This is a genomic window from Rhodococcus coprophilus NBRC 100603 (assembly GCF_001895045.1).
Taxonomy (GTDB): Bacteria; Actinomycetota; Actinomycetes; order Mycobacteriales; family Mycobacteriaceae; genus Rhodococcus; species Rhodococcus coprophilus.
This window is the reverse complement of record NZ_BDAM01000005.1, coordinates 308,726-335,249: the sequence shown is the minus strand read 5'-3', so window position 1 is coordinate 335,249 and position 26,524 is coordinate 308,726. Positions and strand designations below refer to the sequence as shown.

At 65.3% G+C, this 26,524-nt stretch carries 26 protein-coding genes; 15 read left to right on the top strand and 11 right to left on the bottom strand.

Annotation, left to right across the window (positions count from 1 at the left end; all coding sequences use genetic code 11):
• Positions 1-4 precede the first annotated feature (4 nt).
• The gene (locus RDCOP1_RS10305) at positions 5-1,057 is read right to left on the bottom strand and encodes a zinc-dependent alcohol dehydrogenase family protein (protein WP_072700059.1); all 1,053 of its coding nucleotides are present in this window, start codon (positions 1,055-1,057) and stop codon (positions 5-7) included.
• A 572-nt stretch (positions 1,058-1,629) separates the two neighbouring features.
• Between RDCOP1_RS10305 and RDCOP1_RS10300 the strand changes: the two genes are divergently transcribed.
• The 3 genes from RDCOP1_RS10300 to RDCOP1_RS10290 all read left to right on the top strand — a co-directional run bounded on the left by RDCOP1_RS10300 (position 1,630) and on the right by RDCOP1_RS10290 (position 4,330).
• A complete protein-coding gene (locus RDCOP1_RS10300; protein ID WP_084722567.1) occupies positions 1,630-3,291 on the top strand; it encodes an alpha/beta hydrolase in 1,662 nt (553 codons plus the stop codon).
• A gap of 126 nt (positions 3,292-3,417) precedes the next feature.
• The gene (locus RDCOP1_RS10295) at positions 3,418-3,978 is read left to right on the top strand and encodes a DUF3558 domain-containing protein (RefSeq protein WP_231922974.1); all 561 of its coding nucleotides are present in this window, start codon (positions 3,418-3,420) and stop codon (positions 3,976-3,978) included.
• A 22-nt stretch (positions 3,979-4,000) separates the two neighbouring features.
• Complete coding sequence (locus RDCOP1_RS10290) at positions 4,001-4,330, top strand: hypothetical protein (RefSeq protein ID WP_072700055.1); 330 nt, start codon at positions 4,001-4,003, stop codon at positions 4,328-4,330.
• An 89-nt stretch (positions 4,331-4,419) separates the two neighbouring features.
• Here the strand turns inward: RDCOP1_RS10290 and RDCOP1_RS10285 are convergent, their stop codons facing one another.
• Positions 4,420-5,595 (bottom strand): oxygenase MpaB family protein, encoded by a 1,176-nt coding sequence (locus RDCOP1_RS10285; RefSeq protein ID WP_072700053.1) that lies wholly within the window; start codon positions 5,593-5,595, stop codon positions 4,420-4,422.
• 121 nt (positions 5,596-5,716) lie between these two features.
• Here RDCOP1_RS10285 and RDCOP1_RS10280 point away from each other — a divergent pair, with 121 nt between their 5' ends.
• Positions 5,717-6,274: a TetR/AcrR family transcriptional regulator gene (locus tag RDCOP1_RS10280; RefSeq protein ID WP_174555796.1), complete on the top strand. Its 558-nt coding sequence runs from the start codon at positions 5,717-5,719 to the stop codon at positions 6,272-6,274.
• A gap of 4 nt (positions 6,275-6,278) precedes the next feature.
• Here the strand turns inward: RDCOP1_RS10280 and RDCOP1_RS10275 are convergent, their stop codons facing one another.
• Complete coding sequence (locus RDCOP1_RS10275; protein ID WP_231922975.1) at positions 6,279-6,905, bottom strand: HhH-GDP family DNA glycosylase; 627 nt, start codon at positions 6,903-6,905, stop codon at positions 6,279-6,281.
• A 109-nt stretch (positions 6,906-7,014) separates the two neighbouring features.
• On the opposite strand from RDCOP1_RS10275, the gene RDCOP1_RS21320 reads away from it, so the two are divergent.
• The 6 genes from RDCOP1_RS21320 (at position 7,015) to RDCOP1_RS10245 (ending at position 10,913) form a co-directional block, all read left to right on the top strand.
• On the top strand, positions 7,015-7,491 hold the full coding sequence (locus RDCOP1_RS21320) for a hypothetical protein (protein WP_111731583.1): 477 nt from the start codon (positions 7,015-7,017) through the stop codon (positions 7,489-7,491).
• Between the two features lie 195 nt (positions 7,492-7,686).
• Positions 7,687-8,289, top strand: a complete 603-nt coding sequence (locus RDCOP1_RS10265; RefSeq protein WP_072700049.1) for a DUF3558 domain-containing protein — start codon at positions 7,687-7,689, stop codon at positions 8,287-8,289.
• 28 nt (positions 8,290-8,317) lie between these two features.
• Entirely contained in the window at positions 8,318-8,647 is a 330-nt protein-coding gene (locus RDCOP1_RS10260) for a hypothetical protein (RefSeq protein ID WP_072700047.1), read from the top strand.
• 57 nt (positions 8,648-8,704) lie between these two features.
• A complete protein-coding gene (locus RDCOP1_RS10255) occupies positions 8,705-9,475 on the top strand; it encodes an 8-oxoguanine DNA glycosylase OGG fold protein (protein ID WP_072700046.1) in 771 nt (256 codons plus the stop codon).
• 102 nt (positions 9,476-9,577) lie between these two features.
• Positions 9,578-10,489, top strand: a complete 912-nt coding sequence (locus tag RDCOP1_RS10250; RefSeq protein WP_072700044.1) for a hypothetical protein — start codon at positions 9,578-9,580, stop codon at positions 10,487-10,489.
• Between the two features lie 112 nt (positions 10,490-10,601).
• The gene (locus RDCOP1_RS10245; protein ID WP_072700042.1) at positions 10,602-10,913 is read left to right on the top strand and encodes an antibiotic biosynthesis monooxygenase family protein; all 312 of its coding nucleotides are present in this window, start codon (positions 10,602-10,604) and stop codon (positions 10,911-10,913) included.
• Positions 10,914-10,977: 64 nt separating this feature from the next.
• Here the strand turns inward: RDCOP1_RS10245 and RDCOP1_RS10240 are convergent, their stop codons facing one another.
• Genes RDCOP1_RS10240 through RDCOP1_RS10215 form a run of 6 tightly spaced genes read right to left on the bottom strand, consistent with a single transcriptional unit; the run spans position 10,978 to position 17,765 of the window.
• Entirely contained in the window at positions 10,978-12,465 is a 1,488-nt protein-coding gene (locus RDCOP1_RS10240; RefSeq protein ID WP_072700040.1) for a high affinity choline transporter 1, read from the bottom strand.
• Positions 12,466-12,485: 20 nt separating this feature from the next.
• A complete protein-coding gene (locus tag RDCOP1_RS10235; RefSeq protein ID WP_072700039.1) occupies positions 12,486-13,562 on the bottom strand; it encodes an isopenicillin N synthase family dioxygenase in 1,077 nt (358 codons plus the stop codon).
• Positions 13,514-14,290 carry a hypothetical protein gene (locus tag RDCOP1_RS10230; RefSeq protein WP_072700037.1) on the bottom strand — a complete coding sequence of 259 codons (777 nt, stop codon included), beginning with the start codon at positions 14,288-14,290 and terminating at the stop codon, positions 13,514-13,516. The genes RDCOP1_RS10235 and RDCOP1_RS10230 overlap by 49 nt, the downstream gene beginning before the upstream one ends.
• Entirely contained in the window at positions 14,287-16,257 is a 1,971-nt protein-coding gene (locus RDCOP1_RS10225) for a 5-oxoprolinase/urea amidolyase family protein (RefSeq protein ID WP_072700035.1), read from the bottom strand. The genes RDCOP1_RS10230 and RDCOP1_RS10225 overlap by 4 nt, the downstream gene beginning before the upstream one ends.
• Positions 16,258-16,264: 7 nt before the next feature.
• Entirely contained in the window at positions 16,265-16,921 is a 657-nt protein-coding gene (locus RDCOP1_RS10220) for an urea amidolyase associated protein UAAP2 (RefSeq protein WP_072700033.1), read from the bottom strand.
• A gap of 1 nt (position 16,922) precedes the next feature.
• Complete coding sequence (locus RDCOP1_RS10215; RefSeq protein WP_072700031.1) at positions 16,923-17,765, bottom strand: urea amidolyase associated protein UAAP1; 843 nt, start codon at positions 17,763-17,765, stop codon at positions 16,923-16,925.
• A 175-nt stretch (positions 17,766-17,940) separates the two neighbouring features.
• On the opposite strand from RDCOP1_RS10215, the gene RDCOP1_RS10210 reads away from it, so the two are divergent.
• A complete protein-coding gene (locus RDCOP1_RS10210; protein WP_072700029.1) occupies positions 17,941-18,588 on the top strand; it encodes a TetR/AcrR family transcriptional regulator in 648 nt (215 codons plus the stop codon).
• Between the two features lie 15 nt (positions 18,589-18,603).
• On the opposite strand, the gene ctaD is transcribed toward RDCOP1_RS10210, so the two are convergent.
• Positions 18,604-20,361 (bottom strand): aa3-type cytochrome oxidase subunit I, encoded by a 1,758-nt coding sequence (ctaD, locus tag RDCOP1_RS10205; RefSeq protein ID WP_072700027.1) that lies wholly within the window; start codon positions 20,359-20,361, stop codon positions 18,604-18,606.
• A 121-nt stretch (positions 20,362-20,482) separates the two neighbouring features.
• Positions 20,483-21,514, bottom strand: a complete 1,032-nt coding sequence (locus RDCOP1_RS10200) for an LLM class flavin-dependent oxidoreductase (protein WP_072700026.1) — start codon at positions 21,512-21,514, stop codon at positions 20,483-20,485.
• A 146-nt stretch (positions 21,515-21,660) separates the two neighbouring features.
• On the opposite strand from RDCOP1_RS10200, the gene RDCOP1_RS10195 reads away from it, so the two are divergent.
• The 4 genes from RDCOP1_RS10195 (at position 21,661) to fadD1 (ending at position 26,491) form a co-directional block, all read left to right on the top strand.
• Complete coding sequence (locus RDCOP1_RS10195; protein WP_174555793.1) at positions 21,661-22,461, top strand: SDR family NAD(P)-dependent oxidoreductase; 801 nt, start codon at positions 21,661-21,663, stop codon at positions 22,459-22,461.
• Between the two features lie 156 nt (positions 22,462-22,617).
• Positions 22,618-23,943 carry a flavin-containing monooxygenase gene (locus RDCOP1_RS10190; RefSeq protein ID WP_072700022.1) on the top strand — a complete coding sequence of 442 codons (1,326 nt, stop codon included), beginning with the start codon at positions 22,618-22,620 and terminating at the stop codon, positions 23,941-23,943.
• The gene (locus tag RDCOP1_RS10185) at positions 23,940-24,908 is read left to right on the top strand and encodes an alpha/beta hydrolase (protein WP_072700020.1); all 969 of its coding nucleotides are present in this window, start codon (positions 23,940-23,942) and stop codon (positions 24,906-24,908) included. Before RDCOP1_RS10190 ends, RDCOP1_RS10185 begins: the two co-directional genes overlap by 4 nt.
• Before the next feature lie 11 nt (positions 24,909-24,919).
• Complete coding sequence (gene fadD1, locus RDCOP1_RS10180) at positions 24,920-26,491, top strand: fatty-acid--CoA ligase FadD1 (protein ID WP_072700018.1); 1,572 nt, start codon at positions 24,920-24,922, stop codon at positions 26,489-26,491.
• Positions 26,492-26,524: the final 33 nt, after the last annotated feature.

The window sequence follows — 26,524 nt, the reverse complement described above, 5'->3', positions numbered from 1 at the left end:
GGAATTAAGTCGAAGAATGGGCTGTGAGCAGCACCTTCAGCGCGCCCGTCTCCCCTGCTCGACTGAAGACGTCGTACGCCTCCATGAAATCGCCGAGGTTGAATCGGTGCGTAATCATCTGCGACGTATCGAGCCGGCCGCTTGCCACCAGCCCGATGAGCGTGGGCGTGGAATACGTGTCGACGAGTCCGGTGGTGATGGTGAGATCTTTGATCCAGATGTCCTCGAGATGCAGTGTCGCGGGAGATCCGTGAACGCCCAAATTCGCGATGTGCCCGCCCGGTCGAGCCAGCGCCACCGCCTGCTCGAACGTCTGGGGCACACCGACCGCTTCCATCGTGACGTCGGCTCCGAGCCCACCGGTGAGGTCCCGCACGACCGCCGCAACGTCGTCGCGTCCGCCGTTCAGAGCGATGTCCGCTCCGAAGGATTTCGCGGCTTCCAGGCGACTGTCGGCGAGGTCGACGACCACGATGTGACTCGGGCTGAACAGTTTAGCACCGAGAATGGCAGCGAGCCCGATGGGCCCGGCGCCGATGATGACCACCACGTCGGCCGGCCGCACACACCCGTTGAGCACTCCCACTTCGTACGACGTGGGCAGGATGTCGGCGAGCATAAGCATCTGCTCGTCACTGACCCCCTCGGGGATCTTGTAGGTCGAGTTGTCCGCGAACGGAACTCGCACCAGTTCGGCCTGGGTTCCGTCGATCAGATGTCCGAGAATCCAGCCGCCTCCGTTGAGACATTGGCCGTACCGCGCCTCGCGGCAGTATCGGCATCGGCCACAGGCGGAGACGCACGAGACCAGTACGCGGTCACCTGCCATGAGATTGCGAACACCGGCCCCTACTTCGACGACAGTGCCCACAGCTTCGTGCCCGAGAATTCGTCCGTCCGTCACCGCCGGAACGTCGCCGCCGAGTATGTGCAGATCGGTGCCGCAGATCGTCACCGCATCGACGCGCACGATCGCGTCGGTCGGTTCGGTGATCGTTGGGTCGGGGACGTCTTCCCACGCGCGTTGTCCCGGACCATGAAATACCAGTGCTTTCATCCTCGGCCTCCCGCCGATCGATGGCAATTCACTCTCCAGAATGACACCGGCCGGGACGTCTCCGGGGCATATCCGGACTTTCGGAGGCCGCGACCGCACGCATGCGCCGGGCACACGGAATCCCGCCCGGAGCAGCCGATATGCCGCATCCGTCCGCATCGAGACGCATCCGCCCGGTATCGGACGGGATCACTGCTCATTACCGGCGCGTACCCGTCGTGACCGGACCGGTCCGCGTCGAGCGAATCCCAGGAATGCCGCGCCGCGCCGTCCTCTCCGAACCGTGACCGGATGCGGCTGTGGGAAGCGTGGCTGTCAATTGGTATTCCATACCTTCATCTCCCGAGAATTACGTCCACTTTCTGCTAGTTTTCGTCGCACAGCAACGAATTCCGTCTCCCCGACGTGGCTCCGGCGCTAAGTCGAAACGGAATGGACGAACTTTTACAGCCCCGCCCGGCAGGACGTCCTTACGACGAAAGCGACCGCCCGTGACCACGACGACCGACACCGCTCCGGCCCCTGCCCCTCGTGAACGCGCCTCCCTTCCCGTGCGAATGCGGCATGGAATCATGAAGTGGCTCAGTCGGTTCAGCTTCCTCGGGCTCGTGGTGGGGTTGCTGTTCTATTGCTGGTCGCTCACACCCTCGCTACTTCCGCGTGCGTGGTACCTGCAGGGGGTCGCCACCGGAATCAGCATCGTGACGGGCTACGGGATCGGCGTCCTGGTGGCATGGGGGATACGCAAATGCGGATTCGACGTCCGAGTGCCACCGAAAGCCGCAAAGGTCCTCTGGATACTGCTCGCACTGGTCGCGATCGTGGTGGTGCCGACGTTCCTCGCGCTCGGGTCGCGCTGGCAGAACATCAGCCGCGAACTCGTGGGCATCGAGAGCGGAAGCAACTGGGACTATCCCGGCGTGCTGGCGGTAGCCCTGCTCCTCTCGCTGATCCTCCTTCTCATAGGGCGAGGTCTGCGTCGTGTCGCGCAATTCGTCACTCGGCAGGTCGTGCGGATTCTGCCGGTGCCCGTCGCGCGGGCAGTGAGTGTCGTGGTGGTGGGAGCCGTCGTATTTCTGGCGCTCGAGGGCCTGCTCGCGGCCGGGATCACGCGTATCGCCGACGGGTCGGCGAAGGTGGTCGACGAGGGCACCGCAGCCGGTGTCGTGCAACCGCAGTCCCCCGACCGGTCCGGATCCGACGCGTCGGAACAACCGTGGGACTCGCTCGGACGCGAAGGCCGGACGTTCGTCGCCGGTGGACCGACACCGGAGGAGATCGGTGCGGTCACCGGTAGGCCGGCCATGATGCCGATCCGGGTCTACGCGGGTTACCGCTCGATCGAGAACGCCGGAGGACAGTCCGAACCCGAAGAGATGGACACCCTGGCTTCACGTGTGGTGGCGGAACTCGACCGCACGAACGCTTTCGATCGGGAGTATCTGGCCGTCGCCACCACAACGGGACGTGGATGGGTCAATGAAGACGTCGCGTCCAGCCTCGAATACCTCGCGGACGGAAACTCGGCGATCGCCGCGATGCAGTACTCCTTTCTGGCGAGCCCGCTGGCGTTCCTCGCCGACCGGGTTTCCCCACGCAACGCCGGACGCGCACTGTTCGAAGCCGTGTACGACCGCTGGAGCGACCTGGACCCGAACACACGGCCGAAGCTTCTGGTCTTCGGTGAATCCCTGGGGTCGTACGGCGGCCAGTCGGCGTTCTCCGGGGCACAGGACATGATCACCCGCACCGACGGCGCCCTGTGGGTGGGCACCCCCAATTTCACCGAGCAGTGGCGCAGGATCACCGACTCGCGCGATCCGGGCAGTCGCGAGATCCTGCCCGTCGTCTACGGCGGTCAGAATGTGCGCTTTGCCGCCACACCTGCAGATCTCACCGACCTCCCCGGACTGCGCCAATGGGAGATCCCCCGCATCGTGTACTGGCAGCACCCGAGCGACCCGATCGTCTGGTGGTCCGCCGACCTGATCCTGAACCGCCCCGATTGGCTCCGGGAAGAGCGCGGCGCCGATGTCGACAAGAGCATGTCGTGGATCCCGTTCGTGACGTTCTGGCAGGTGACCCTGGACATGGTGTTCGCCGCTGACGTACCCAGTGGCCACGGCCATGACTACGGCACCGAAGCAGCGTATTTCTGGGCGGACATCCTGGGAATCGAGGACCAGGCATTCACTCAGCGCGTCTTCGATGCCCTCTCCACGGGAACAGGCTGAGGGCACGGACTCCGCCGAAGTTCGTTCCGCTCCGCCGAACCGGGTGTGCTAGCGTCTGGCGCCAACTACGGATCCGGGGGGCTCATGAGCAGGCGGGGTTTGGCGACGTGTTCTCTCGTGGCCGCAATGGCTGTCACGACAGGATGCGGGTCTGCACCACCCCCCGACGAACGTGCTCGGCCCGACACGGTTGTCGAGACGTCGGAAATGCGCACGCCGCGCGTTGTCGACGACTCCGGACGTCCTCCCGTCACCTTCGATCCCTGCCTCGACCTCCCCGACGAGGTGATGACGGAGGCCGGTTACGACGCGGCGCACAAAGAGTTCTCGGATCTGCCGATGGGTTGGTACACGTTCCTGGGCTGCACGTTCCGGAAGTCCGACCCGATTCCCGGTCTGCGACGGGGATACAGCCTCAGTGTCATGGCCGGCAACGTATCCCTCGATGAAGAGGTCGCCAAGAACGGGCATGTCGCTACAGCCACCACCATGAACGGCCGAAGCGCGCTGTTGGAACTCGACCCGAACATCAAGGACACTTGTACATACGTTCTGCAGAGCACGTTCGGAATCGTCGTGTTCAGCAGGATGTACCACAAGGATCATCCCGGCCCGGTTCCACAGGATGCCTGGTGCACAGACATGGAACCTCTCGTCCGAGCGATTGAGCCATTGATCGGTAATTGATCCGCCCACCCCAGAGGGAGCCATGTCAGGATTTGTCAGGCTCGACCCACCCGTCATTGCTGAGATCGTCGCCATTTGCGAGACGATGCTCGCCGAACTCGAGAGGGCAAGGGTGAGAGCAAAAAACCTCGTCTTCACCGACGGTTTCGGCGACCTCGAATCCGCCCGCCAACTCGCCGCCGGTTACAGCCGCAAGGCGGCCGGCACACCAGAATCCGCGCGCGAGCGGATCGAACAGTTCATCGACACTCTGACCCAACTGCGCGACGCGTTCGCGTCGGGAGGCGAGGACTTCCTCGACACGCAATTCGACTGGGCACGCGCACTCGACACCGCGGACAGGGACGTGTAGATCCTGATCTGCGCGTCGAACGGGGATCCGCTCACGATATTCACCGCGCAAATCTCCATTCGGCGCGCATTTCCTCCCCTACAGGGTGGTCAATGGGGAGCGGCGTCCACCAGGTCGTGGGCGACGCCGTAGTCCACGCGCATACGATCCATCGCTGCGTCCCGAACCTTGTACGCCCGCGCTGTTGTCCGAGCCTTGTCCGGGTAGCGCCGCTCCTGGATCCGGTTGACGAGGGCGAGCGCGGGGCCGGCCCGGCGCACCACGTGCTTCAGCGGACTGTCCGGGATCCCCAGCGCATCGGCCTCCGCATCACCTACGAAGACACGCTGCAGGCTGTGCATCAGCGTGAGAGCGAGAGATGTTCGCACACGGTTGTTTCCGGGTAGGAGGTTCGCGAGTTCCGGGACGAGATAATCGTCGGTGAGCGCGGCCACGAAATCCCGGTCGTCCTGGCTCGGTCCTGGAGAAGTCAACCGGTACAACTCCTCGACGAGCACGTGATCGGCTTCTTTACACAGGTTGAGTTCGTCGCTCATGCCGATCACGTGCCCGACGTAACGCCACAGGTGATAGATGTCGTCGAGTTCGGTGTCGGTGAAGCGCACACCGAGCGTCTGCATCGCTTCGACGCAGATGTGCCCGAATTCGGCGATCGTGAAAGCCATGTACGGCTGGGGGATCGGCACTCCCCACGCATCCTCGTCCCAGAGTCCACTCGCGACTATTCCGCGTCGCACGTGGGCATGGATGAGCCGCACACGAACGGTGAACGCGAATCCCGCACCCTCACGGCGCATTCCGCCGCGCGCGATGACATGTCGCAACCACTCCCCCACTTCGACGGAACGCACTGCAGGCTGACTGACGTAGCGTCCGGTCAACGCAAGCGGTTTGCCGGCTATCTCGCTGGCAGCACCACGGAGCAGCGACGCCGCGCCGAGCACCATCCCCATCACCGGGGTGTGGCGGATGAGTGCGTCGGCGGCATTGTCGAGACGGCTGTGGTCGAGCCACTCGGGTTCGTCGTCGAGGAACGCGAACAACGCCCGGAGTGATTCGGGTGCGTCCGGGAGGGCATCGATTCCGTCGACCAGCGCCTTGCGCACTTCGACTGTGGCCGACGACGCGCCGAACTCGTCGGCGACGACCGCGTCGGCCAACGGGTCGGCCTCCCACATCCCGTGGAGCCATCGAGTCCCGAGGTCGCCGTACCGGCGCACGGCGAGATCAGCGTTGACCAGAGCGCTCGGAATGCGTCGATTCATACATTCCATGCAAACACGAGAATTCCTCACTTACTATTCATTTCTTGTGACCACCGCACCCAACGGCAACCCGGCAGGTAAAGGCGTCCGGAAGTCGCCGATCCAGCGACGCAGTCGAGAAATGCGGAAGCATCTCCTCACGTCTACCTACGAGCTTCTCGAACGGCGGCCTGCCGTACGCCCGAGCACGACCGCTCTCGCAGAACATGCGCACGTCAGTATCGGTACGGTCTACCGGTACTTCCCCGACATGGACACCATCATCGACGAACTGAGAATGACGGCGGTCCACAACATCACCACGGCTCTCTCGACAGCCATCGCGCGCGCGATGGATCAAGCGCCGATCGACTCGATGGTGACGGTCGTGGAAGGTCTCACAGCCGCATTCGAGAAACACGCTGCAATCCTGCGGGTGTCCTACACCTCCGACGAGACCGAATTCGGGCTTGCCTGGGCCGAGATCGAAGGCCCTCTCCGTCCGTTGGCGCGGATCCTTCCCACCCGTCTGCGACCGGACCTCGACGACGACGCACTCGACGACCTGATCTTCATCGTCATGGGAGCCACTGCGAGTCTGTGTTCTCGGGTTGCGCTGCTGCGGCCCGCACGGGCCGACAGAGAGAAGCTGATCGCAATGGCGGCCCACATGCTGTTGGCAGCGGTCGAGGGTGCGTGACGATTCAGCCGCGCACTTCGTCCAGGAGTTTGTCGTCCAAGGACACCCGCACGAGCGCAGCCGCGAAGGGTGAGAAACCGCCTCCGTCAGCGCGCTTGCCCAATTTTTCTGGGTCGGTCGGCAATCCGAGCGCTTCGGCGCCTTGCTGTGCCCGTTTGTCGAGGAAGGGCCGCAGCCAGGTCCACACGTCCTGGACTTCGCGCAGGAAGATCCCCGCTCCCACAGGTCCGATACCGTCGAATTCCTCCAGTAGGCGGGCCGCGGCCGCAGCGTCACCGTCAGCGCGCTGTGCCAGTTTTCTCAGATCGCCCTGATATTCGGATTCGACTCGTTCGCCCATCTCACGTAACCGGGTTGCGGTGCTCTCGTCGTACCGAACGTAGTGACCACGTCCCAGCGCAGCAATTACGTCCGCACGTGGCGCCGTCGCCATCGCCTCCGGGGTGCGCCACCCTGCCTGGAAGAGTTCCTTCGCGGCAGCGACGGCGATGTCCGCCGATATCCGCGTGCTCGACAGCAGCGTGAGGACAAGAAGCTCGAACAGGGGCTTCGGGGTGTTCTTGAGTGTGATGCCCGCATCTTCCGCGTACGTTCGTCCGGCGCGAGCGAGCAATTTCGTCACGGTGTCCATCGACATCCTCCTGAGAGGGGCTGGTTCTGTCGTGGTACCCGAATTCCCGACACGCACACTCACCCTATCGACGGCATACGCTGCTGCGAAGCGCCGTCGAAGGAGCCGAATGACCGAGGAGGCGCCGAATCGCCACCCCGCCCGCAGCGTCGCCGGAGCAACCCTCGAAGCGAATGCGGGTTCGACCAGCGGACTGAACTCCTGGTTCACCAAACCGATTACACGGCTCGGCATTCCGTCGATCATGCTTACCGGCGGACCGCACGGCGTCCGCAAGCAGTACGAGGGCGGCGACCATCTCGGGGTCACCGACTCGATACCGACGACCTGCTTTCCGCCCGTCGTCGCGCTCGGATGCTCGTTCGACGCGCCTCTTCTCGAACGCATCGGCAGAGCACTCGGGTCCGAAGCCCGCGCCGAGCAGGTCGGTGTACTCCTCGGTCCGGGGATCAACATCAAGCGGTCGCCGCCCTCGCACGGGAAGCGACGGCAGCGAGCGTCGTGCTGCTGCAGAACGACCGCGTCCTGCCGTCGTCATAGCGATTGCGGCGTCGATGCCGATCGGGCGGGTTCTCAGCTTCGGTGACTTCGGGATCAGCGGAGAAGAGATTGCACATCTGCTTGGCACTGCCAACGAACAATCATCATGAGTCTGCGCGGTAAAGCGTTATTTGCCACCGTTATTGCGTGCGCAGATCACGATTGAGCGCGCAGATCGCCGCGTCACGGGGTGACGATTCCTGTGCTAGCGTCTGCTGCAATCAGCGGATCGGGGGGTCGCGTGGGTGGGTGGAATCGTGTCGTGCGAGCGTTGGTATCGCTGGCTGTCGTGGTGACAGTGTCCGGATGCGCACCCGGAGCGGCGAGGACGAGCGAGTCGGAGACTGTCGAAACCCCCACCTCGACGACTAGGACGCCGCGGGTCGTGGACGACTCGGGTCGTCCGCAGATCACATTCGACCCGTGCCTGGACATACCGGACGAAGTGCTGGTCGATGCTGGATACGACCCGCGGAGCAAAGAAATAGCCGACTATCCGATGGGCACATACTCGTTCGTTGGTTGCCGGTTCAAGGGCACGCTTCATATTCCTGGGGTACTCCGAAGGTATGGGCTCAATGTCCTGTCTGGGAACGTAACTCTCGAAGAGGAACTCGCTAAAGATCGACACATTGCCACCGAAACAACCGTCAATGGTCGTCGCGCACTCTTGGAAGTCGACAGTAACAACCAGAATTCATGCGGAATCGCTGTAGAAACTGAGTTCGGCATCGTCATCTTCAGCCGCACGTACTACCCCGATCACACACGTGGCGTGCCGACGGACCTGTGGTGCAGCGGTCTCGAAGAGCTTGTTTCATCGGTCGAACCGCTTCTCGATTAGTCTCATAGCTGACTCGGAGGGATCATCCATGGTTGAGTTCGTCCGCCTTGAGCCTGGTGTCATCGACGAGATTGTCACCATCTGCAACACGATGCTCGATGAGCTCACCATCACACGGGACATCGCCGACGGGCTAAGCGAAACCCACGGCTTCGGCGACTGCGAGTCCGCCCGACAACTCGCCGCCGGCTTCGCCCGCAAAGCCTCCGGAACCCCAGAATCCGCACGTGAGCGCATCGACCAGTTCATCGCCACCCTCACCGACCTTCGCGACGCCTTTGCTACCGGAGGGGAGGCATTTCTCGACGCCGAATTCGATTGGGCACGACAACTCCGGTCGGCGGAAATCGAGCTGTGACGATTCTCCCGCGTGTGTCGGCTCGGTGAGGCCGGACGGCCGTGGCAGGCTCGGAGAATGCATCTGTACGACGAGGGATTCGAGCCTCCGAAGGCGTGCGCGGACTGGTGTCGGGCACGGCCCTTCGACCTTCAGGTGCTCGACGACGGCGTGACGGTCGATTTGCAGTGGTGGAACGAGCATCTCGAACATGCGGGACATGCAGTTCGGCTGCGTGGTCGCAACCTCGACGGACGTATCGTCACGACCGGAGATGCGGTGGTCCAGCGCAACGATCTTCGGCTCGGCAGCGAATTGATCGACACCGACCACGACGCTCTGGGGTTGTTGTTCCTGTGCGCGGCATGGCGGAGTGCGCATCCGCGTCGACGGGCCGTGCGCCGATTCCCCGATGTCCGTGACGTCCGGGCCGCCGGCGACCGCGATCCGCTTGCCAAGATCAAAGGGGTTCTGGACTTCTGCGCCAAGACGAAGAGCCTGCCGGACACGTCGCGTCAGACTTGGTCGGGCTGGCCCGACACTCCGGGTGTCGGCGTGCCGCTGATGGCGACGTACTTGTGGGCGGTCGAGGCGCGCACGGACACCGGTCCCGCGCAGATGCTCGACCAGTTCGGAGTATCCACTCTCGTCCATGAGGGGTGGCTCGAAGACCCCTCCGTTGCCGACTTCACCGTGCGGCGCTACCACCGGTACGTCGAACTCCTCAACACGTGGGCAGGTCTCATGGCTACGCGCCCGGAACTGGTCGAGATGTGGCTCGTCGACCGGTGGCATGCGCGTGTCGTCGAAGCCCGTGACGGGGCGCACGCGACTCCACGGCTGTTCTGATCCTCCCCGTCGTTGTCCGCAGACATTCGATCTATCCACAGTTGCTCCGGCAAAGCGGCTTCGAAAACTCGAACCTGTGGCTGATCGGGCACGATCTGGCGCATGAACGAGCCGGAAGCACTGACGAGGCAGTCGCTCACAGCGAACGGCACATCGGACAACGACCTTCGGAACTCACTGCGTACGGGTGCACTCGTCATGCTTGCTCGCGGTGTCTACCTGCGGCGGGCCGATTACGACGCGCTAGACGAGGCGGGGCATCATCGCGTACGCGCGCGCTTCGCCGGTTCGCGTCTCGGACCGGATGAGGCGATCAGCCATGTGTCCGCCGCGGTTCTCCACGACCTCGACATCTGGAAGGTGCCTCTCACGCGTGTGCACGTCTCTCGTCCGAGACGAAGCGGGCGGGTCACAGCGCACCTGCACGCGCACCCCACGGCATGGGATGAGGGCGATCTCGTCACTGTCCGCGGGGTCGCAGTCACATCGGTCGCCAGGACGGTCGTCGATCTTGCCCGGACGCTTCCGCGCGATCAGGCGGTTGCAATCGGAGACTCCGCTCTACGCCTTCACCCGAATGCAGGCCCGCAGTTGGCCCGCGCTCTCGAGCGGGCACGACACCGCACCGGTACGACTGCCGCGGCGTCGGTTCTGGAGTTCCTGGACGGAAGAAGCGAAAGCGTCGGCGAATCGCTGTCGCGGATCCGTATGCGGGAATCCGGCTTACCTGCACCGGATCTGCAACGCGAGGTGGTGGTGCGCGATGGTCGGCGATACCGTCTCGACTTCTTCTGGGACGGCCACGGCATCGTCGGCGAGTTCGACGGCAACATCAAGTACCGCGACCGTCGGGACATCCTCGCCGAGAAACGACGTGAAGACGCATTGCGCGACCTGGGACTGGAAGTAGTCCGCTGGAACTGGGCAGAGCTGGATCGGTTCGAGGTGGTTGCCGGTCGGTTCGCACGCGCCGTCGCCCGGGCACGCGGGCGGAACGCCGTATCCGCGCGCTGAGTGGAGAGTTGCCCAGGTTACTCCGCGAGCCGATCCCCACTCACCGCGCAAATTCCGAGCAGGGCGGCGGTACAATTCGCCAGGAAGTTTCACCTGCCGAGAAAGGCACATCGTGTACGTCATCACCAACCGCATCGAGGTTCCCGCCGAGACGGCAGAGGCATTCGAGAAGGTCTTCGTCGACAGCATGCGTGAGACCCTCGAGGGCGTTCCTGGCCTCAACCGCACGACGCTCCTCCGCCCGGCAGCCGACGGCCTTCCCTACCTGTCGACGATGGAGTTCGACTCGAAGGACGACTTCCTCGCCTGGCTGCGCTCCGACTCGTTCAAGGCCGCGCACTCCGACGAGCAGGCACCCGGTATGCAGGCGCCGTCGGCCGTCGAGCAGCACACGCTGGTCGAGGACATCGTCTTCGAGAAGTAGGCCTCGCCACCGAACAGAAACGAGGGTGCTCACCGGAAGTGAGCACCCTCGCCTATCTGTAGGTCTACACGGCGACGGGCTGCCGTCCGGGTGCCACGACCGGCACGACCACCGGCGGCTGCGGCTGCGACGCGGGGCGGGTGAGCAGCGCCACCGTCACGTATGCGACGAGGGAGACGATCCCCCCGAGGAACGTCGTCCAGCCGTCTGCGGCGGCAGTGACGAGATCGTTCGGGATGTAGAGCAGGGTGTTGTCGACTCCGTAGATCGTGGGGGTGAGGACGAAGAACCCGACTCGCACACCGATACCGCAGATAGCCGCAGCGGCGACGGCGCGGGCGTCACCCCGCTTCCAGAACAGCCCGAGGATGAACGGGACGACGAGGGATGCCAGCAGCAGGTCGAACGTCAGGGTGAGCAGGATGCCGGTCTGCGGGACGCGCAGCGCGACGATCGCTCCGAACGCTGCCATAGGGAGCATGCACAGCCGGGTCGCCCTCATGACGTCCGACGACATCGCGGCGTGTTCTCCGCCGACGCGGAAGAGGTTGCGTACCAGCACGGTTGCGGTGGAGAGCAGGACGCCGCTGATGGTGGTGAGCGATGCCGTCACGAGGCCGGACAGGACGAGGATCGACAGCCACTTCGGTGCGTACTCGCCGAGCAGGACGTAGAGGATCGGACCGTCGACCGCACTGTCGCCGACGATGGAGACCGCGGCGAGCGCCACGAACGAGAGCGGCACACACAACAGGAGGATGCCGGTAGCCGCCGAGAAGCAGGCGCGCTGCGCGGCGTGGGGGCTCTTCGCCGAGAACACCCGCTGCATGAGGTCGATGGCGACGATGTTGCCGAGCCCGAGCGCGACCAACGTCGCCCAGTTGATTGCGGCGCCCTGCGCCGGGTCGGTGAGCTGCCCGAGTCCGCCGACACCGAGACCCTCGGGAGCCGAGAACCCCGGGCCGAACCCCACCCACGCGAGGAGCGAGACGATGCCGACCGTCATGATCGCGAACTGCACGACACCGGTGTAGACGCTTGCGAACATTCCGCCGGCCATCGTGTAGGCCAGGACGAACGGGATCAAGATGAGCACTGCCACGGTGTAGTCGAGACCGACGAAGTACTCGAGGAGATAACCCAGGGCGACGAGGTTGCCGGCGAGGAGGATGCCGAAGCTACCGACTGTCAGTACCGACGCTGTGATTTCGGTGCCACGCCCGAATCGCTTCGCGAAATATTCGGGCAAGGTGACGACGCCGGTGGCTCGCAACTTCTTGGCGAAGAACAAACCGACGAGCAGCACGCTCAGTGCAATTCCCAGCGGCATCGCCGCGCCGGCCCAGAACCCGAACCCTGCAGCGAGATCGGCGCTTCCGAGTGTCGCGTTTGAGTCGATGACCTGCGACATGAGCAGCACCGCGAGGATGGGAGCCCCGAGCGAACGTCCTGCAAGGAGGAAGTTCCCCGTATCGCCCCGGACCTTACGGGTGGAATAGAAGCCCGCGCCGAGAAGGACGACCAGGCATACGGCAACACCGGTGATGATCATGGCAACTCCAGATGAGGAGGTCAGACGGCAGGAGCGCTGCGTTGAGCTTCGCGTCCGAGCGAGTAGAGGGGTCGTGCGTTGTCGGGCAGGGTGATCTCGCCCGAGGCGAGTCGGCGCTGCAGATAGGTGAAACTCTGCGCGGTTTGTGCGAACAGGTGGTCGCCTGCCCGCACTCCGTCGTATCGCGGTCCGCCTGCGCCGACGAACTGAGTCAACGGCTCGACCCAGGTGTTGTAGTCGACGTTGAAGAACAACGGGAACGAATAACGCTCGTGCGATACCTTACGCACCCGATGTGACGTCGCCGTAAACTCTCCGTTGGTCCAGATCTCCAGCAGGTCACCGATATTCAGCACGAAAGCGTCCTCGGTGTACGGAACGTCGATCCACGTGCCCTCGGCATTGACCACCTCGAGACCGGGCGCGGTGGGGCGCAGCAGTGTGAAGACCTCGTAGTCGGTGTGGGCGCCGATGCCGGGACGGTCGGCGGCGCTCGGGTCGTGCGGGTAGTGGATCAACCGCAATTGTGCGGGCGGGGTGGTCACGTGCCGGTCGAAGAGGTCGGAGGGTTCCCCGAGCGATTCGGCGAAGGCCCGCAACAACACTCGACCGAGAGAGAACACCTCGTCGTAATACTTCGAGACGGGTTCGGCGAACCCGTCCAGATCGGGCCACTGGTTGGGGCCGAGAAGCGGATTACCGCCAAGGTAGTCCGGATCGTCGGCCGGAAGGTCGATCGACAGATCGTAGGCTTCCTTGTGGTCCGGGGTGGCGCCGGCGAAGACTTCTTCACCTGCGGGAACGTACCCCCGATGGTTCGTCGAATTGCCGATGTAGACCTTCATTTTGGCGTCGTCGGGTTGCGCGAAGAACCGCTTTGCAGCGTCTTCGAGGGCAGCGAAGGACTCGGGGTCGATTCCGTGTCCGACGATCTGCACAAAACCCACTTCTCGTGCTGCACGGCCCAATTCGTCGATGACATCGCGACGGCCGACGGGGTCTTCTGCGACGAGTGCAGTGACGTCGATGGTCGGAATACTGTTGAACGTCACGACATGCCTTTCGGTTCGTGTTCGGGGAGGTCGAGTCGGCGCCATCTCCGGGTCACTGCGCGACCGACGACGTCGATGTCGCCGGTCGACAGAATCCCGGTGGAGGCCGGATCGAGGAGTGCACCGATTCGGAACGGAAGGGTGGAATCGGCGATGCGCCAGACTCCGTTTTCGATTACCCCGACAGATATTTCACAGTCCATCAACTCTCTGGCTGCCCGGAGCGTACGGGCCCCGCGGATCTGTTCGTCGAGTGGACGCGAGCCGAGGGGCGCGACACGTCCGCGAGCGAAGGCGAACTCCTCACCGACCCGCACGATGACAGCAGGGGCACCGGTGTCGAGGTCCTCTAGCAGGGCTTCTTCGATGCGCGGGGAGGTTGCGGCGATGTGCCAGTGTTCGAGGTAGTCCTCGAAGACACCGTGTTCGATGATCGTGGTGTCGTCGAGCACGCCCAGCGTGCCGGCATCCGGATGCGGTCCTGCCGGGTGGATCGCCACGGCGCGTTCCCATTCCACATGCGTCCCGCGGTCGAGCAACCGCCCGGCGAAGCCGTCTTGCGTTGCAAGGACCAGGAGGTCGCCGATGCTCGCTGCGCCCAAGGACGGAACAGGCACCGGCGGCATGGACGCGGGCTGGCGGAGGTCGCAGTACAGCCTGTTGCCTTGCAGCCACGTCACGCGCGTCGTGGTGTCGGGAGCGGAGCCCGGGCGTGCGAGCAGCGTGCGCTCCAGACGCGTGCCCGAGACTGCGGGGGCCGTAAGGGTTGTCATGAGCCGCCGGCTTCCCAACGAGACCGTTCCTGCGCGAACGCCACGGACTGGACCGCTTGGAAGGCATCGATCGATTCGGCGTTCTCCGAGAGGAATTCGCGGTGCCGGGCGAGCGAGAACGTGCCCTCGGTGATGTCCACTCCCCCGCCTCGTCCGGCCGCGAGATCGGCCCGCAGGTCGAGCAGTTCCTCGGGATCGACGGGGTACCAGGAGATGCGGTCGAAGAACCGCAGCAGCCAGGGCGTGCCGTCTTCGAACGGTCCCGCCGGTTCCGGGTGGCGGTGGTTCCAGACCTGCGTAGTGCGGCCGACGAACTGGTAACCGCCGGGGCCTTCCATGCCGTAGATGCACAGGTACGCGCCGCCGATGCCCACCGCGTTCTCCGGAGTCCACGTCCGGGCCGGGTTGTACTTGGTGGTCACCAGACGATGGCGCGGATCGAGCGGCGTCGCGACGGGTGCGCCGAGGTAGACGTCCCCGAGGCCGAGCACCATGTAGTCGGCCGCGAAGACGGTGTCGAACACGTCGGCGACGGTGTCGAGGCCGTTCATCCGCCGAATGAACTCGATGTTCCACGGGCACCACGGTGCGTCGGCGCGCACGCCGTGCATGTAGCGCTGGATGGCTTCCCGGGTGGCGGGGTCGTCCCACGACAGCGGCAGGCGCACCTGCCGGCTCGGCACCTCGAGTTCGTCGCTGTCGCCGATGACCTCTTCGGCCTCGCCCAGCAATCCGAGCAGTTTCGGGATGGGCAGCACGTCCGGATCGACCTTGACCTGCAACGACCGGATACCCGGTGTGAGTTCGAGAAGGCCGGACGGACGCTCGGCGTCGAGTCGCTGGTGCAGGGCATGCACCCGGGCACGCAGCGCGAGATCCAGTGTCATGTCGCCGTATTCGACGAGCACGTTGTCGTCCCCACTGCGCCGGTAGGTGACGTCGGTGTTCCCGTCCCGGCGGGCGAGCACGCCGTCGTCGCCGTCACCGCCGGAGGACGAGACGAGCGAGAGGCCCGCCCGGCGTGCGACACCGAGGTCCCGGCGCGACGCCGCGTGTTCTGAACGCACAGGCACGAATCGAATGGTGTTACCGGGTGCGAGTTGTCCCAGCTTCCAGCGGTCCGCCGCCACGACCGTGACGGGGCAGACGAAGCCGCCGAGGCTCGGACCGTCCGGGCCCAGGAGGATCGGGGTGTCACCGGTGAAGTCGAGTGCGCCGATCGAGTACGCGTTGTCGTGGATGTTGGAGGGGTGCAGCCCGGCTTCTCCGCCGTCGGCGCGCGCCCACTTCGGCTTGGGTCCGATGAGCCGCACGCCGGTGCGATCGGAGTTGAAGTGCACCTCGTACTCGGTCGCGTAGAGCGCGTCGATGTCGGCGCGGGTGAAGAATTCGGGGGCTCCGTGCGGACCCTCCGTCACTGCGATCTCCCAGTGGGCGCTGAGCGCCGGCACGTGTTCGGACGGAACGGGAGTGCTGTTGCCCTCCACGGCCTCACCGACGACGAGGACATCGCCGTCGCGCAAGGTCCGGCCCTCGTGTCCTCCGAAGGTACCCAAGGTGAAGGTGGAAGCGCTGCCGAGGAATTCGGGGATGTCGAGGCCGCCGCGCACCAGAACGTAGGCACGCAGTCCGGGGCCGGTGACGGCACCGACATCGAGCAGGCCGCCGGCGGGGACGGTGACGGGACGCCACTGCGGGACGGGCACGCCGTCGACCCGGACCGTGACGGGTGCGCCGGTGACGCAGACTTCGGTCGGTTCGGTGAACCGGAGAGCAGGACCCGCCATGGTGGTCTCGAGTCCGGGCGCGCCTTCGCTGTTTCCGAGAGCGACGTTGCCGAGACGGAACGACAGGTCGTCCATCGGACCGGACGGGGGCACTCCCACCTGCCAGTACCCGGTGCGGCCGGGATAGTCCTGGACGGTGGTCAGCATTCCCGGACGTTCGATCGTGATCTTGGTGGTCATGGGCGTCTCATGCCTCCTCGGGCCGTGTGACGATCATCCGCACGGGAGTCGGATCGAAGCCGTTACAGGGATTGTTGATCTGGGGGCAGTTCGAGACGAGGACGAGTACGTCGCGTTCGGCACGGATCGCGAGACGCTTCCCGGGTGCCGAGAGACCGTCGACGATGCCGAGCGTACCGTCGGCTTCGACGGGGACGTTCATGAAGAAGTTGATGTTGGAGACCAGATCTCGTTTTCCGAGGCCCCATTTCGCGCCCTCGATGAGGAAGTTCTCGACGCATGCGTGCTGGTGCTTGGTGTGGTGCCCGTAGCGCAGCGTGTTCGATTCCTGCGAGCAGGCGCCGCCGACGGTGTCGTGAATGCCTACCTCGTCGGCGACGAGGGTCATCAGCGGCGCACCGTCGGAGTCGCGCAGTACCGATCCGGTGGTGAGGAACAGGTTTCCCTGGCCGGCGACCGTCGCCGCGGCGCTGTACCGGGAGGTGTGGTCGTGGGCATCGTAGACCAGGGTGTCGACGGCCTGGTTTCCGTGGAGGTCGACGATGGTCAGCACGTCACCCGCGGCGACGACGGTAGACCAGGGGCCGCGCACTCCGACGACTTCGTCGAGCAGAACGCGTCCGGGGACGAGAGCGAGGTCCGTGGTGTCGAGCGTGGCGGTCATGTCAGTTCTCCATTCCGGAAGTAGCTGCAGCCCAGGCATCTTCGGTATTGAGTACCGCGCGCTGATACTCGGGGTCGGCCGCGGGTAGTGAGTCGAGGTCGGCGGGTGCACGCCACGCGAGGACTTCGAGTGTCGTCGTCGGGAACTCTGCTGCGGGGTCGAGCGGATGCGCGGTGTTGGCGATCAGCGCGATCACCGGCAGGTGGAGGATCAACTCGACGCAGGTGTCGGGTCCGGCCGAGCCGGTGCTGGTCAACGTGCCGTCGTCCTCGACGCGTACGCCGTGAAAGAAGGACAGCGACGGCGGGAGGTCGCGCGGGGCGAGATCGTGCTTGGCGGCGGCGACGGTGAACAACTCACGGCCCGCGGGTGATTGCGAGTGCAGTTCCCCGCCACCGTACTTCGCGGTATTGCCTGCCAGGTGGGTGGTGCCGCACAGAGCATCGTGGCGACCGGAGGTGTCGGCGACGACGGTCGCGAGCACCCGGCCCTGATCCGACAGAAGAGGATGTCCGACACCGAGATACGCCTGCCAGGGCACCTTCAGCGTATCGGCGACATTGAGCCGTTCGTGGGGGGCGTCGGCGCGGAACAGCAGCAGGTTCGCACACGCCGCACCGTGGATGTCGCGGAGCCGCAGCCGGGTTCCCCGAGCGAGCACCTTGCTCGTGTACCGGCCTCCGGGCACGGTTTCGGCCCAGACGAGGGACGCGGCACGCCCGGAGGGGGCCGCCGGCCATGCCGACGCGGGAACGATCGGCATTCCGTCGGTGACGGTGCCCGACTGCGCCCTGGCATGGGCGCGTGCGGCGTGGGTGGTGGCCGTCGCGAGGGTCTCGGTCATGGTGCTCCGATCGTGGCGCTCGGGGAAACTGTCACTCGACAGTTTTCCGATCGCGCATATTCGGCGAATTGCCGCGGCGTAACGTCTCCGTGACGCATGTTTCAGGCGGATTTCGGAGTTCTCACGCCCGAATTCGGGCGTGTGGCGCACGCCTCGGCTGTGTCATGGTGGGTGGGTGACCCAAGCAGGACCGGGCCGACCCCGGCTACGAGAACCTCGACGCCCCGGCGCCACAGCTCGCGCCGAAATCCTCGATGCCGCAGCAGAACTCTTCACCACCAGAGGATTCGCTTCGACGTCCACCCGGCTCATCGCCGACGCCGTGGGCATCAGGCAGGCATCGCTCTACAACCACTTCGCGACGAAGAACGACATCCTCCTCGCGTTGCTGGAGGGCACCGTCGAGCCCACGATCGAGTTCGACGCGAATCTCGACGCCGACCAACCGGCGGCGGTGCGATTGTGTGCGCTGGCATGGTTCGACACGGCCCAGCTGTGCGCGCACCGATGGAATCTCGGTGCGCTGTATCTGCTGCCCGAGGTGCGCGCGGAACAGTTCGGACGTTTCCGCGCCGAGCGCGACGAACTGGCGGAACGCTACCGGGACCTGGCTACTGCGATAGTCGGTCCGCGTGACCCCAGGGCAGAACTACCGTTCCGTCTCGTCGAGTCGGCGATCGCGAGCCGCGCCGACAACGAACTCGTCGACGCGCAGCTTCCCGAGGTGCTGGCCACCGCGTCGCTCGAGGTGCTCAACGTCGGTGACATCGCCGCCGTCAAGCGTCGTGCTCGCGCCCTCGTGATCGGCGTTCCCGGTATCTGATGCCGGGAGGCCGGGTCACCGTGTCTCGTCGTCGGTCGTGTCCGACGGAGAGCGATCGGCGCCTTCGAGCACATTGACCTCGCGCTTGTTGCTGCCGGGACCGACGTGGGCCTCGGCTCGCATCTTCTCGGACATATGCGGATAGTGGAGCTCGAACGCCGGGCGCTCGGACCGGATGCGCGGCAACGAGGTGAAGTTGTGCCGCGGCGGCGGGCAGCTGGTGGCCCATTCGAGCGAGTTGCCGAAGCCCCACGGGTCGTCGACCGTGACGACCTGACCGTAGCGGTAGCTCTTGAAGACGTTCCACAGGAACGGCAGCGTCGAGGCACCCACGACGAACGCACCGACGGTCGAGATCGTGTTGAGCGTGGTGAACCCGTCCGACGGCAGGTAGTCGGCGTAGCGACGCGGCATGCCCTCGTTACCGAGCCAGTGCTGGACCAGGAACGTGGTGTGGAAGCCGACGAAGGTCAGCCAGAAGTGCCACTTGCCGAGACGCTCGTCGAGCATCCGGCCGGTCATCTTCGGGAACCAGAAGTAGATGCCGGCATACGTCGCGAACACGATGGTGCCGAAGAGCACGTAGTGGAAGTGAGCCACGACGAAGTAGGAGTCGTGCAGGTGGAAGTCGAGCGGCGGGCTCGCCAGGATGATGCCGGACAGGCCACCGAAGAGGAACGTGATGATGAAGCCGACGGCGAACAGCATCGGTGTCTCGAAGGTGATCTGCCCTTTCCACAGCGTGCCTATCCAGTTGAAGAACTTCACGCCCGTCGGGACGGCGATCAGGAACGTCATGAAGGCGAAGAACGGCAGCAGCACCGCGCCGGTCGCGTACATGTGGTGCGCCCACACCGCGATCGAGAGGGCCGCGATGGCGATCGTCGCGTACACCAGACCGCTGTAGCCGAAGATCGGCTTGCGGCTGAAGACAGGGAAGATCTCCGAGACGATGCCGAAGAACGGCAGCGCGATGACGTATACCTCCGGGTGGCCGAAGAACCAGAACAGGTGCTGCCAGAGCATCGCACCACCGGTCGCGGGATCGTAGATGTGACCTCCGAGCACCCTGTCGACGATCGCACCCATGAACGCAGCCGCGAGCAGCGGGAACACCAGCAGCACCAGGATCATCGTGATGAAGATGTTCCAGGTGAAGATCGGCATGCGGAACATCGTCATACCCGGAGCGCGCATGCAGACCACCGTGGTGATCATGTTGACGGCGCCGAGGATGGTGCCGAGACCCGTGATGACCAGTCCGAGGAACCAGAGATTCGCGCCGACGCCGGGGGCGTGCTCTTCCGAAGCCAACGGCATGTACGACGTCCAGCCGAAGTCGGCAGCACCCCCGGGTGTGATCAAGCTGTACACGACGCAGAGAGAGCCGAACAGGAAGAGCCAGTAGCTGAACGCGTTCAGCCGGGGAAAGGCGACGTCGGGCGCGCCGATCTGCAGCGGGAGGATGTAGTTCGCGAACCCGAACACCACCGGGGTCGCGTACATCAGCAGCATGATGCCGCCGTGCACGGTGAACAGCTGGTTGTACTGCTCGTTGGACAGGAACTGCAGGCCCGGACGCGCGAGCTCGGCGCGCATCAGCAGCGCCAGCAAGCCGCCGACGAGGAAGAAGACGAAGGAGGTGACGATGTACATCAATCCGAGGGTCTTCGGATCCGTCGTGGTGATCAGGTCGCGTATGACCGCGCCCTTCGGCTTGCGTCGAGGGGGATACGGCCGTGTCGCCTCGACCGGAGCAATCACCGCGTTCATCGGGCCTCCTCACGCCGCCCAAGCGACGATCTCGACGATGCAGACCGAGCCACGCGCACCCGAACGGCGCGCGTCGTCAGACTGCGGGGCAAGCAGATGGATCCCAGACTAAGGCGTGCACCTATCCCGCGGAGCGGTTCTCGGCGATTGGTTTCCGATTCTCACGCACTGCCGGGACGACCTTCTCCCCGAGCAGTCGCATGCTCTCCCACGAGGGTTCCTCCGGCATGCCCGCGCACAAGGGATGAGCAGTGATTACGGGGAGAGCGCCCTCCCCGCACCGGCGGATCAGCCCGTCGGGTGTGTCCACGAGATAGGTGCCGACGGCGCGCAGTTCCTCGGTGGTCGTGGACCGGTCGAACACGTGCGACAGGGCGGTGCCGCTCTGGTGCCAGGCCGCGTAGCCGCGCGCGTCCGCGAGCAGGTGGTGTCCGTACCGTGCCCAGAACTCGTCGGGGTCGGCGGCGCAGAAGACCGTCGCCGGACCGGGGGGCGGCATCATCACGTGCCCGGGCCGACGGCCGAGCCGCTCGCATTCGGCGCGGTAGAGGTCGCGCAGCGACTCGTCGGCGATCTGCGGTTGGAAGTTCAGTCCGAGACGTGCTGCCCGGCGCGCGGCGGTCGGCGTGCCGCCTCCGTAGTAGGCGAAGGGATGTGGGCGGGACAGCGGGGCCGGGGTCACGGCGCCGACTCGTCCTGCACGATCCACACGCTGGGTACGCAGTGCCTCGAGCACGAGTTCGAGCGCGGCTTCCGTGTCCTGCCCGCGACTGGTCCACGGCCGGCGGTAGAGCGCGTATTCCTCGGGGCGGTAGCCGAGCGCGAAGACGTACGACACGCGGCCGCCGGACAGCAGGTCGACCACGGCGATGTCCTCGGCGAGACGAACGGGGTCGTAGAGGTTGACTATGAGCGCGGAGACGGTGATCGGGATCGTGTGGGTCCGGGCGGCGAACGCCGCCGCGACCGGAAGCGGGCTGGGCAGGTATCCGTCCTCCGACCCGTGGTGTTCCGACAGCATGACGGCGTCGTGCCCGGTGGACTCCGCATACTCGACCATGTCCAGCGCGCGGGTGAACATCGCCTGCCGCTCGCGCGGTGCGGCGCCGGGCGCACGGAAGTCGAATCGGGTCGCGAACAAAGGTCGGGTCACTGCACTACTCGTTTCTCTCCGGCCCGGGCCACGACTGCGGCGTCGGAATTTCACGCTGTGGGCGAATACCTTGCCCAATCACCGGACAAGTGTCCAGACTCTGCGGGGTAGGCGTGTTCCGGTGTCGGCGGGGAGGGTCGGGTCGAATGGACGACAGGACTGCAGTGGTGATCGGCGGAGCTTCGGGGATCGGATGGGCCACGGCTCGTCTGCTCCACGATCGCGGCGCGAGTGTGGTGATAGCGGACATCGACGGGGGCGCTGCCGAGGCACGAGCCGCCGAACTCGGCAGCAGGTCGCGGGCGATGCCCGTCGATGTCACCGACGAAAACAGCGTCGAAGCACTCTTCGCAGACGTGACGGCATCCGAGGGTGCGCCCGATGTGGTCGTGGAATGTGCGGGGGTGTCGGTGCCGGGGGCCATCACCGATCTCACGGTGGAGGGCTGGCAGGCCACCCTCGATGTGTGCCTGACCGGTGCGTTCCTGGTGATGAAACATGCCGGGCGGGTGGTGCGCGACGGTGGCAGCATCGTCACGATCGCCTCGCTCAACGGGCGGCAGCCCGCACCCGGGATGGCTGCGTACTGCGCGGCGAAGGCAGGCGTCCTCATGCTCACCGAGGTCGCGGCGCTCGAACTCGGCGCGCGTGGAGTGCGCGTGAACGCCGTCTCCCCCGGGTTGGTCGATACCCCGCTCACGGCCGGGGTCGCTCTGGTCCCGGGCTTGCGGGAGGACTATCTCGAGAACACACCTCTCGGCCGTGCGGGACGTCCTGAGGAGGTCGCAGAGGTGGTGGGGTTCGTCGTCTCGGACGCCGCGTCCTGGATGACCGGTGCGACCATCGATCTCAACGGGGGTGCGCATACGCGCCGCTACCCCGATCTTCTCCCCCACCTTGCCGCGATGGCGACGCCGGAGCCCGCGACCCCGGAAGCGGCGACGTGAACGGCGCTCCCCGTCGTGAGCCCGAAGAACGGGATTCGACGAGCGTCGTGAGCCGCCTCCACGACGGCGCACTCGCCCGACACCGGTGAAGCATGGCTCTCCCTGGGAACGTGTTCTACATTGTGACCGACGTCACCAAGAAATCAGGAAGGTCACATGTCGGCACCGAGCACCGCTGTCATCGGCGCGGGAATCAGCGGATTGACCACGAGCAAGATGCTGTCCGACTACGGGGTGCCCTACACGTGCTTCGAGATGTCCGATCGTGTCGGAGGGAACTGGGCGTTCGGAAATCCCAACGGTCGCAGTAGTGCCTACCGTTCCCTCCACATCGACACCTCGAAGCATCAGCTGTCGTTCAAGGATTTTCCGATGCCCGAGTCCTATCCCGATTTCCCGCATCACACGCAGATCAAGGACTACCTCGACGGATACACCGATGCTTTCGGCCTGCGCGAGAAGATCGAGTTCGGCAACGAGGTGCGCCACGCGCGGCGCATGCCCGGTGGGGGCTGGGAACTCGACCTGGCCGACGGCGGCACACGGCGATTCGAGTTCCTCGTCGTCGCCAACGGGCACCATTGGGACCCTCGGGTACCGCAATTCCCGGGCGAGTTCACGGGAGAAGCGATGCACTCCCACCACTACATCGACCCCCGGACCCCGCTCGATTTCGCCGGCAAACGCATCCTGGTCGTGGGCATCGGCAACAGCGCTGCGGACATCGCCGTCGAACTGTCGTCGAAGACGTTGCAGACGGAGGTCACCCTCTCGACTCGGTCGAGTGCGTGGATCGTCCCCAAGTACATCGCCGGGCGTCCCGCCGACAAGTACTACCGGACCGTCCCCTACGTACCGCTGTCCTGGCAACGCAAACTCGCACAGTGGGGACAACCTCTGCTCTCCGGCAGGCCCGAGCTGTACGGTCTTCCCTCCCCGAACCACAAATTCTTCGAAGCCCACCCCACCCAATCGGTGGAGCTGCCGCTGCGGCTGGGTTCCGGCGACATCACACCCAAACCCGACGTCGCCCGGTTCGACGGTCGCACAGTGCATTTCGTCGACGGCAGCTCGACGGAAATCGATATCGCCGTGTATGCCACCGGATACAACATCACCTTCCCGTTCTTCGATCCGGATTTCCTCAGTGCACCCGACAATCACATCTCCCTCTACAAACGAATCTTCGCGCCCGGGCTCCCCGACCTCGCCTTCGCCGGATTCGCGCAGGCGACGCCCACGTTGTTTCCGTTCGTCGAATGCCAGGCCCGCGTGATCGCGGCATACGCCGTGGGCCGGTACGCGCTACCTCCGGACGACGAGATGAAACGCGTCATCGCCGCAGACCAGCAGAAGTTCACCGGTCACATGCTCGATCGTCCGCGGCACACGCAGCAACTGGACTACTTCGCCTACGAGCACGACATCCGCACACACGAACTTCCGGCCGGAACCGCCCGTGCCGGCGGAGGTACCCGATGACATTCCGGTCCCTGCATTTCCGGTCCGGCGACGCCGACATCGACGCCTGGCACTTCCCCGCGCGACCGGGTCCGTTCGACGTCGCCGGACGGACGCCCGTCGTCGTCATGGCACACGGTCTGGGCGGAACGAAGGATTCGGGCCTCGCCCCGTTCGCGGAACGGTTCGCCGACGCCGGGATGCACGTCCTCGCGTTCGACTACCGCGGTTTCGGTTCCTCGGGTGGCGACCACCGGCAACGCGTGGACATCGACGGCCAGCTCGCCGATTATCGCGCCGCAATCGACACAGCGCGCCGCCTCGACGGTGTGGATCCGGATCGGGTCGTCCTGTGGGGTGTGTCACTGTCGGGCGGCCACGTCCTGACCATCGCCGCCCAGGACCCAGGGATCGCCGCGCTGATTGCGTCGACGCCCATGGTCGACGGGCTTTCCGCGGGACTGCTGGCGGCGCGGCACACACCCGCACACATGCTGCTGCGGTCGACCGCGTCAGGGCTACGAAGCCGGGTGAGTACGCGAATCGGTCGTGGCGCCGACACCATTCCTCTGGTCGGTGACCCCGGGGAAGTCGCTGCGCTGAACCTCGACGGGCATCGTGAGGACTATCTCGCTCTCGCGGGGCCGACATGGCGCAACGAAGTCGACGCCGACATCGTGCTGTCGCTCGGCAGGTACCGGCCCGGTCGTCATGCCGCGTCCGTCCGGTGCCCCGCGCTGGTGCAGATCGCGGATTTCGATCGCAGCGCTCCACCGCACGCGGCGGCGCAGGCTGCCTTCCGCGCCCGCGCCGAAGTACGCCACTATCCGTGCGACCACTTCGACGTCTGGCCCGGCAAGGAATGGTTCGAGCCGGCCGTAGCACACCAGATCTTCTTCCTCACACGACATCTCGCCGGTTCTGCGACACCGGCACCGGACACCCCGGTGGCTTCCGACCCCGTCTCTCCCCTTCGACCCCACTGAGGACGACGACCATGGCCGACACCGTTCAGCAGGCGCTTCGCGAACTACTCGAGAACGACACCACCGCAATCGTCCACGACACCGGACGCTGGACCTGGCGTGAACATCTGGCGGAAGCGTCGGCCCAGGCCTCTGCACTGCTGCCCCTTCTCGACCGCACCCGGCCCGTGCATGTCGGCACGCTGCTCGGCAATACACCCGACATGCTGCATGCGGTGGCAGCCGCAGGACTCGGCGGATTCCCCCTGGTCGGGATCAACACCACTCGGCGTGGTGAGGGGTTGGCACGCGACATCCGGCGCGCCGATTGTCAGGTGGTGCTGACCGACCCCGCACACGCGCCACTGCTCGAAGGACTCGATCTCGGCGACGCCACGGTGCTCGACGTCGCGAGCCCGCACTGGCGCTTGCTTGTCGAGGGTGCGCAACCACTCGAGGCGTACCGCGAAGTCGAGATGATGGATCCCTTCATGCTGATCTTCACTTCCGGAACGAGCGGCGACCCCAAACCCGTTCTGCTGGCACAGATCATGGTGATCTTCGCGGGCAACAACCTGGTGTCGCGGTTCTCGATCACCCCGGACGACGTCGCCTATCTGTCGATGCCGATGTTCCATTCGAACGCGATCCTCGCCGGTTGGTGCGTGTCGCTGTGCAGTGGAGCGGCGATGGCACCGGCAACGTTCTCCGCGTCGGGTTTCCTCGACGACATCCGTCGCTACGGAGCGACATACATGAACTATGTCGGCAAGCCCCTCGCATACCTGCTCGCGACAACCGAACAGCCTGGCGACGCCGATAATCCGCTGCGGGTGGCCTTCGGCAACGAGGCGACCGACCGGGACATCGACGAGTTCGCGCGACGGTTCGGGTGCACCGTGTGGGACGGATTCGGGTCGACGGAGACGGCCGTCATCATCACCCGGGAGGAGGGCACGCCCCCGGGCTCGATCGGCAAGGGCCTCGCCGGCGTCGAGGTGTACGACCCCGTGAGCCTCACGCAGTGCGCACCTGCGGAGTTCGACGAAAACGGCGCATTGATCAACGCGGACAAGGCGATCGGTGAACTCGTCAACACGCAGGGCGGAGGTTTCTTCTCCGGCTACTACAACGATCGGGCGGCCACCGACGAACGGATGCGACACGGCATGTACTGGTCGGGCGATCTGGCGTACCAGGACGCCGACGGCTGGATCTACCTCGCGGGCCGTACGGCCGACTGGATGCGTGTGGACGGCGAGAATCTTGCGGCGGCACCGATCGAACGCATCCTTCAGCGGCTACCGCAATTGAGCCGCGTCGCCGTCTACGGTGTACCCGACGAACACGTCGGCGATCAGGTCATGGCAGCGATCGTGCTTCGGGACGATACCACTCTGAACCCCGAAGAATTCTCCGAATTCCTTGCCGCACAAGCTGATTTGTCACCGAACGCGTGGCCGCGCCACGTCCGTCTCGCCGCGGATCTCCCGGTCACGGCGACCAACAAGATCCTCAAACGCGAACTGAAGCAGCAGGGCGCGACGCCGGGCTCCGGCGCGTTGTGGGTCCGGACGGGTACAACCTATTCCGCGGCGCCGTAACCGGCGCGCCGCGAGCACTCGCTCGCGGACCCA

Bases quoted from the DNA above. Each gene is read 5' to 3' on its own strand.
- RDCOP1_RS10305 (WP_072700059.1), bottom strand. From the start codon at position 1,057: ATGAAAGCACTGGTATTTCATGGTCCGGGACAACGCGCGTGGGAAGAC.
- RDCOP1_RS10300 (WP_084722567.1), top strand. From the start codon at position 1,630: ATGAAGTGGCTCAGTCGGTTCAGCTTCCTCGGGCTCGTGGTGGGGTTG.
- RDCOP1_RS10295 (WP_231922974.1), top strand. From the start codon at position 3,418: ATGGCTGTCACGACAGGATGCGGGTCTGCACCACCCCCCGACGAACGT.
- RDCOP1_RS10290 (WP_072700055.1), top strand. From the start codon at position 4,001: ATGTCAGGATTTGTCAGGCTCGACCCACCCGTCATTGCTGAGATCGTC.
- RDCOP1_RS10285 (WP_072700053.1), bottom strand. From the start codon at position 5,595: ATGAATCGACGCATTCCGAGCGCTCTGGTCAACGCTGATCTCGCCGTG.
- RDCOP1_RS10280 (WP_174555796.1), top strand. From the start codon at position 5,717: ATGCGGAAGCATCTCCTCACGTCTACCTACGAGCTTCTCGAACGGCGG.
- RDCOP1_RS10275 (WP_231922975.1), bottom strand. From the start codon at position 6,905: ATGGACACCGTGACGAAATTGCTCGCTCGCGCCGGACGAACGTACGCG.
- RDCOP1_RS21320 (WP_111731583.1), top strand. From the start codon at position 7,015: ATGACCGAGGAGGCGCCGAATCGCCACCCCGCCCGCAGCGTCGCCGGA.
- RDCOP1_RS10260 (WP_072700047.1), top strand. From the start codon at position 8,318: ATGGTTGAGTTCGTCCGCCTTGAGCCTGGTGTCATCGACGAGATTGTC.
- RDCOP1_RS10255 (WP_072700046.1), top strand. From the start codon at position 8,705: ATGCATCTGTACGACGAGGGATTCGAGCCTCCGAAGGCGTGCGCGGAC.
- RDCOP1_RS10250 (WP_072700044.1), top strand. From the start codon at position 9,578: ATGAACGAGCCGGAAGCACTGACGAGGCAGTCGCTCACAGCGAACGGC.
- RDCOP1_RS10240 (WP_072700040.1), bottom strand. From the start codon at position 12,465: ATGATCATCACCGGTGTTGCCGTATGCCTGGTCGTCCTTCTCGGCGCG.
- RDCOP1_RS10235 (WP_072700039.1), bottom strand. From the start codon at position 13,562: ATGGCGCCGACTCGACCTCCCCGAACACGAACCGAAAGGCATGTCGTG.
- RDCOP1_RS10230 (WP_072700037.1), bottom strand. From the start codon at position 14,290: ATGACAACCCTTACGGCCCCCGCAGTCTCGGGCACGCGTCTGGAGCGC.
- RDCOP1_RS10225 (WP_072700035.1), bottom strand. From the start codon at position 16,257: ATGACCACCAAGATCACGATCGAACGTCCGGGAATGCTGACCACCGTC.
- RDCOP1_RS10220 (WP_072700033.1), bottom strand. From the start codon at position 16,921: ATGACCGCCACGCTCGACACCACGGACCTCGCTCTCGTCCCCGGACGC.
- RDCOP1_RS10215 (WP_072700031.1), bottom strand. From the start codon at position 17,765: ATGACCGAGACCCTCGCGACGGCCACCACCCACGCCGCACGCGCCCAT.
- ctaD (WP_072700027.1), bottom strand. From the start codon at position 20,361: ATGAACGCGGTGATTGCTCCGGTCGAGGCGACACGGCCGTATCCCCCT.
- RDCOP1_RS10195 (WP_174555793.1), top strand. From the start codon at position 21,661: ATGGACGACAGGACTGCAGTGGTGATCGGCGGAGCTTCGGGGATCGGA.
- RDCOP1_RS10190 (WP_072700022.1), top strand. From the start codon at position 22,618: ATGTCGGCACCGAGCACCGCTGTCATCGGCGCGGGAATCAGCGGATTG.
- RDCOP1_RS10185 (WP_072700020.1), top strand. From the start codon at position 23,940: ATGACATTCCGGTCCCTGCATTTCCGGTCCGGCGACGCCGACATCGAC.
- fadD1 (WP_072700018.1), top strand. From the start codon at position 24,920: ATGGCCGACACCGTTCAGCAGGCGCTTCGCGAACTACTCGAGAACGAC.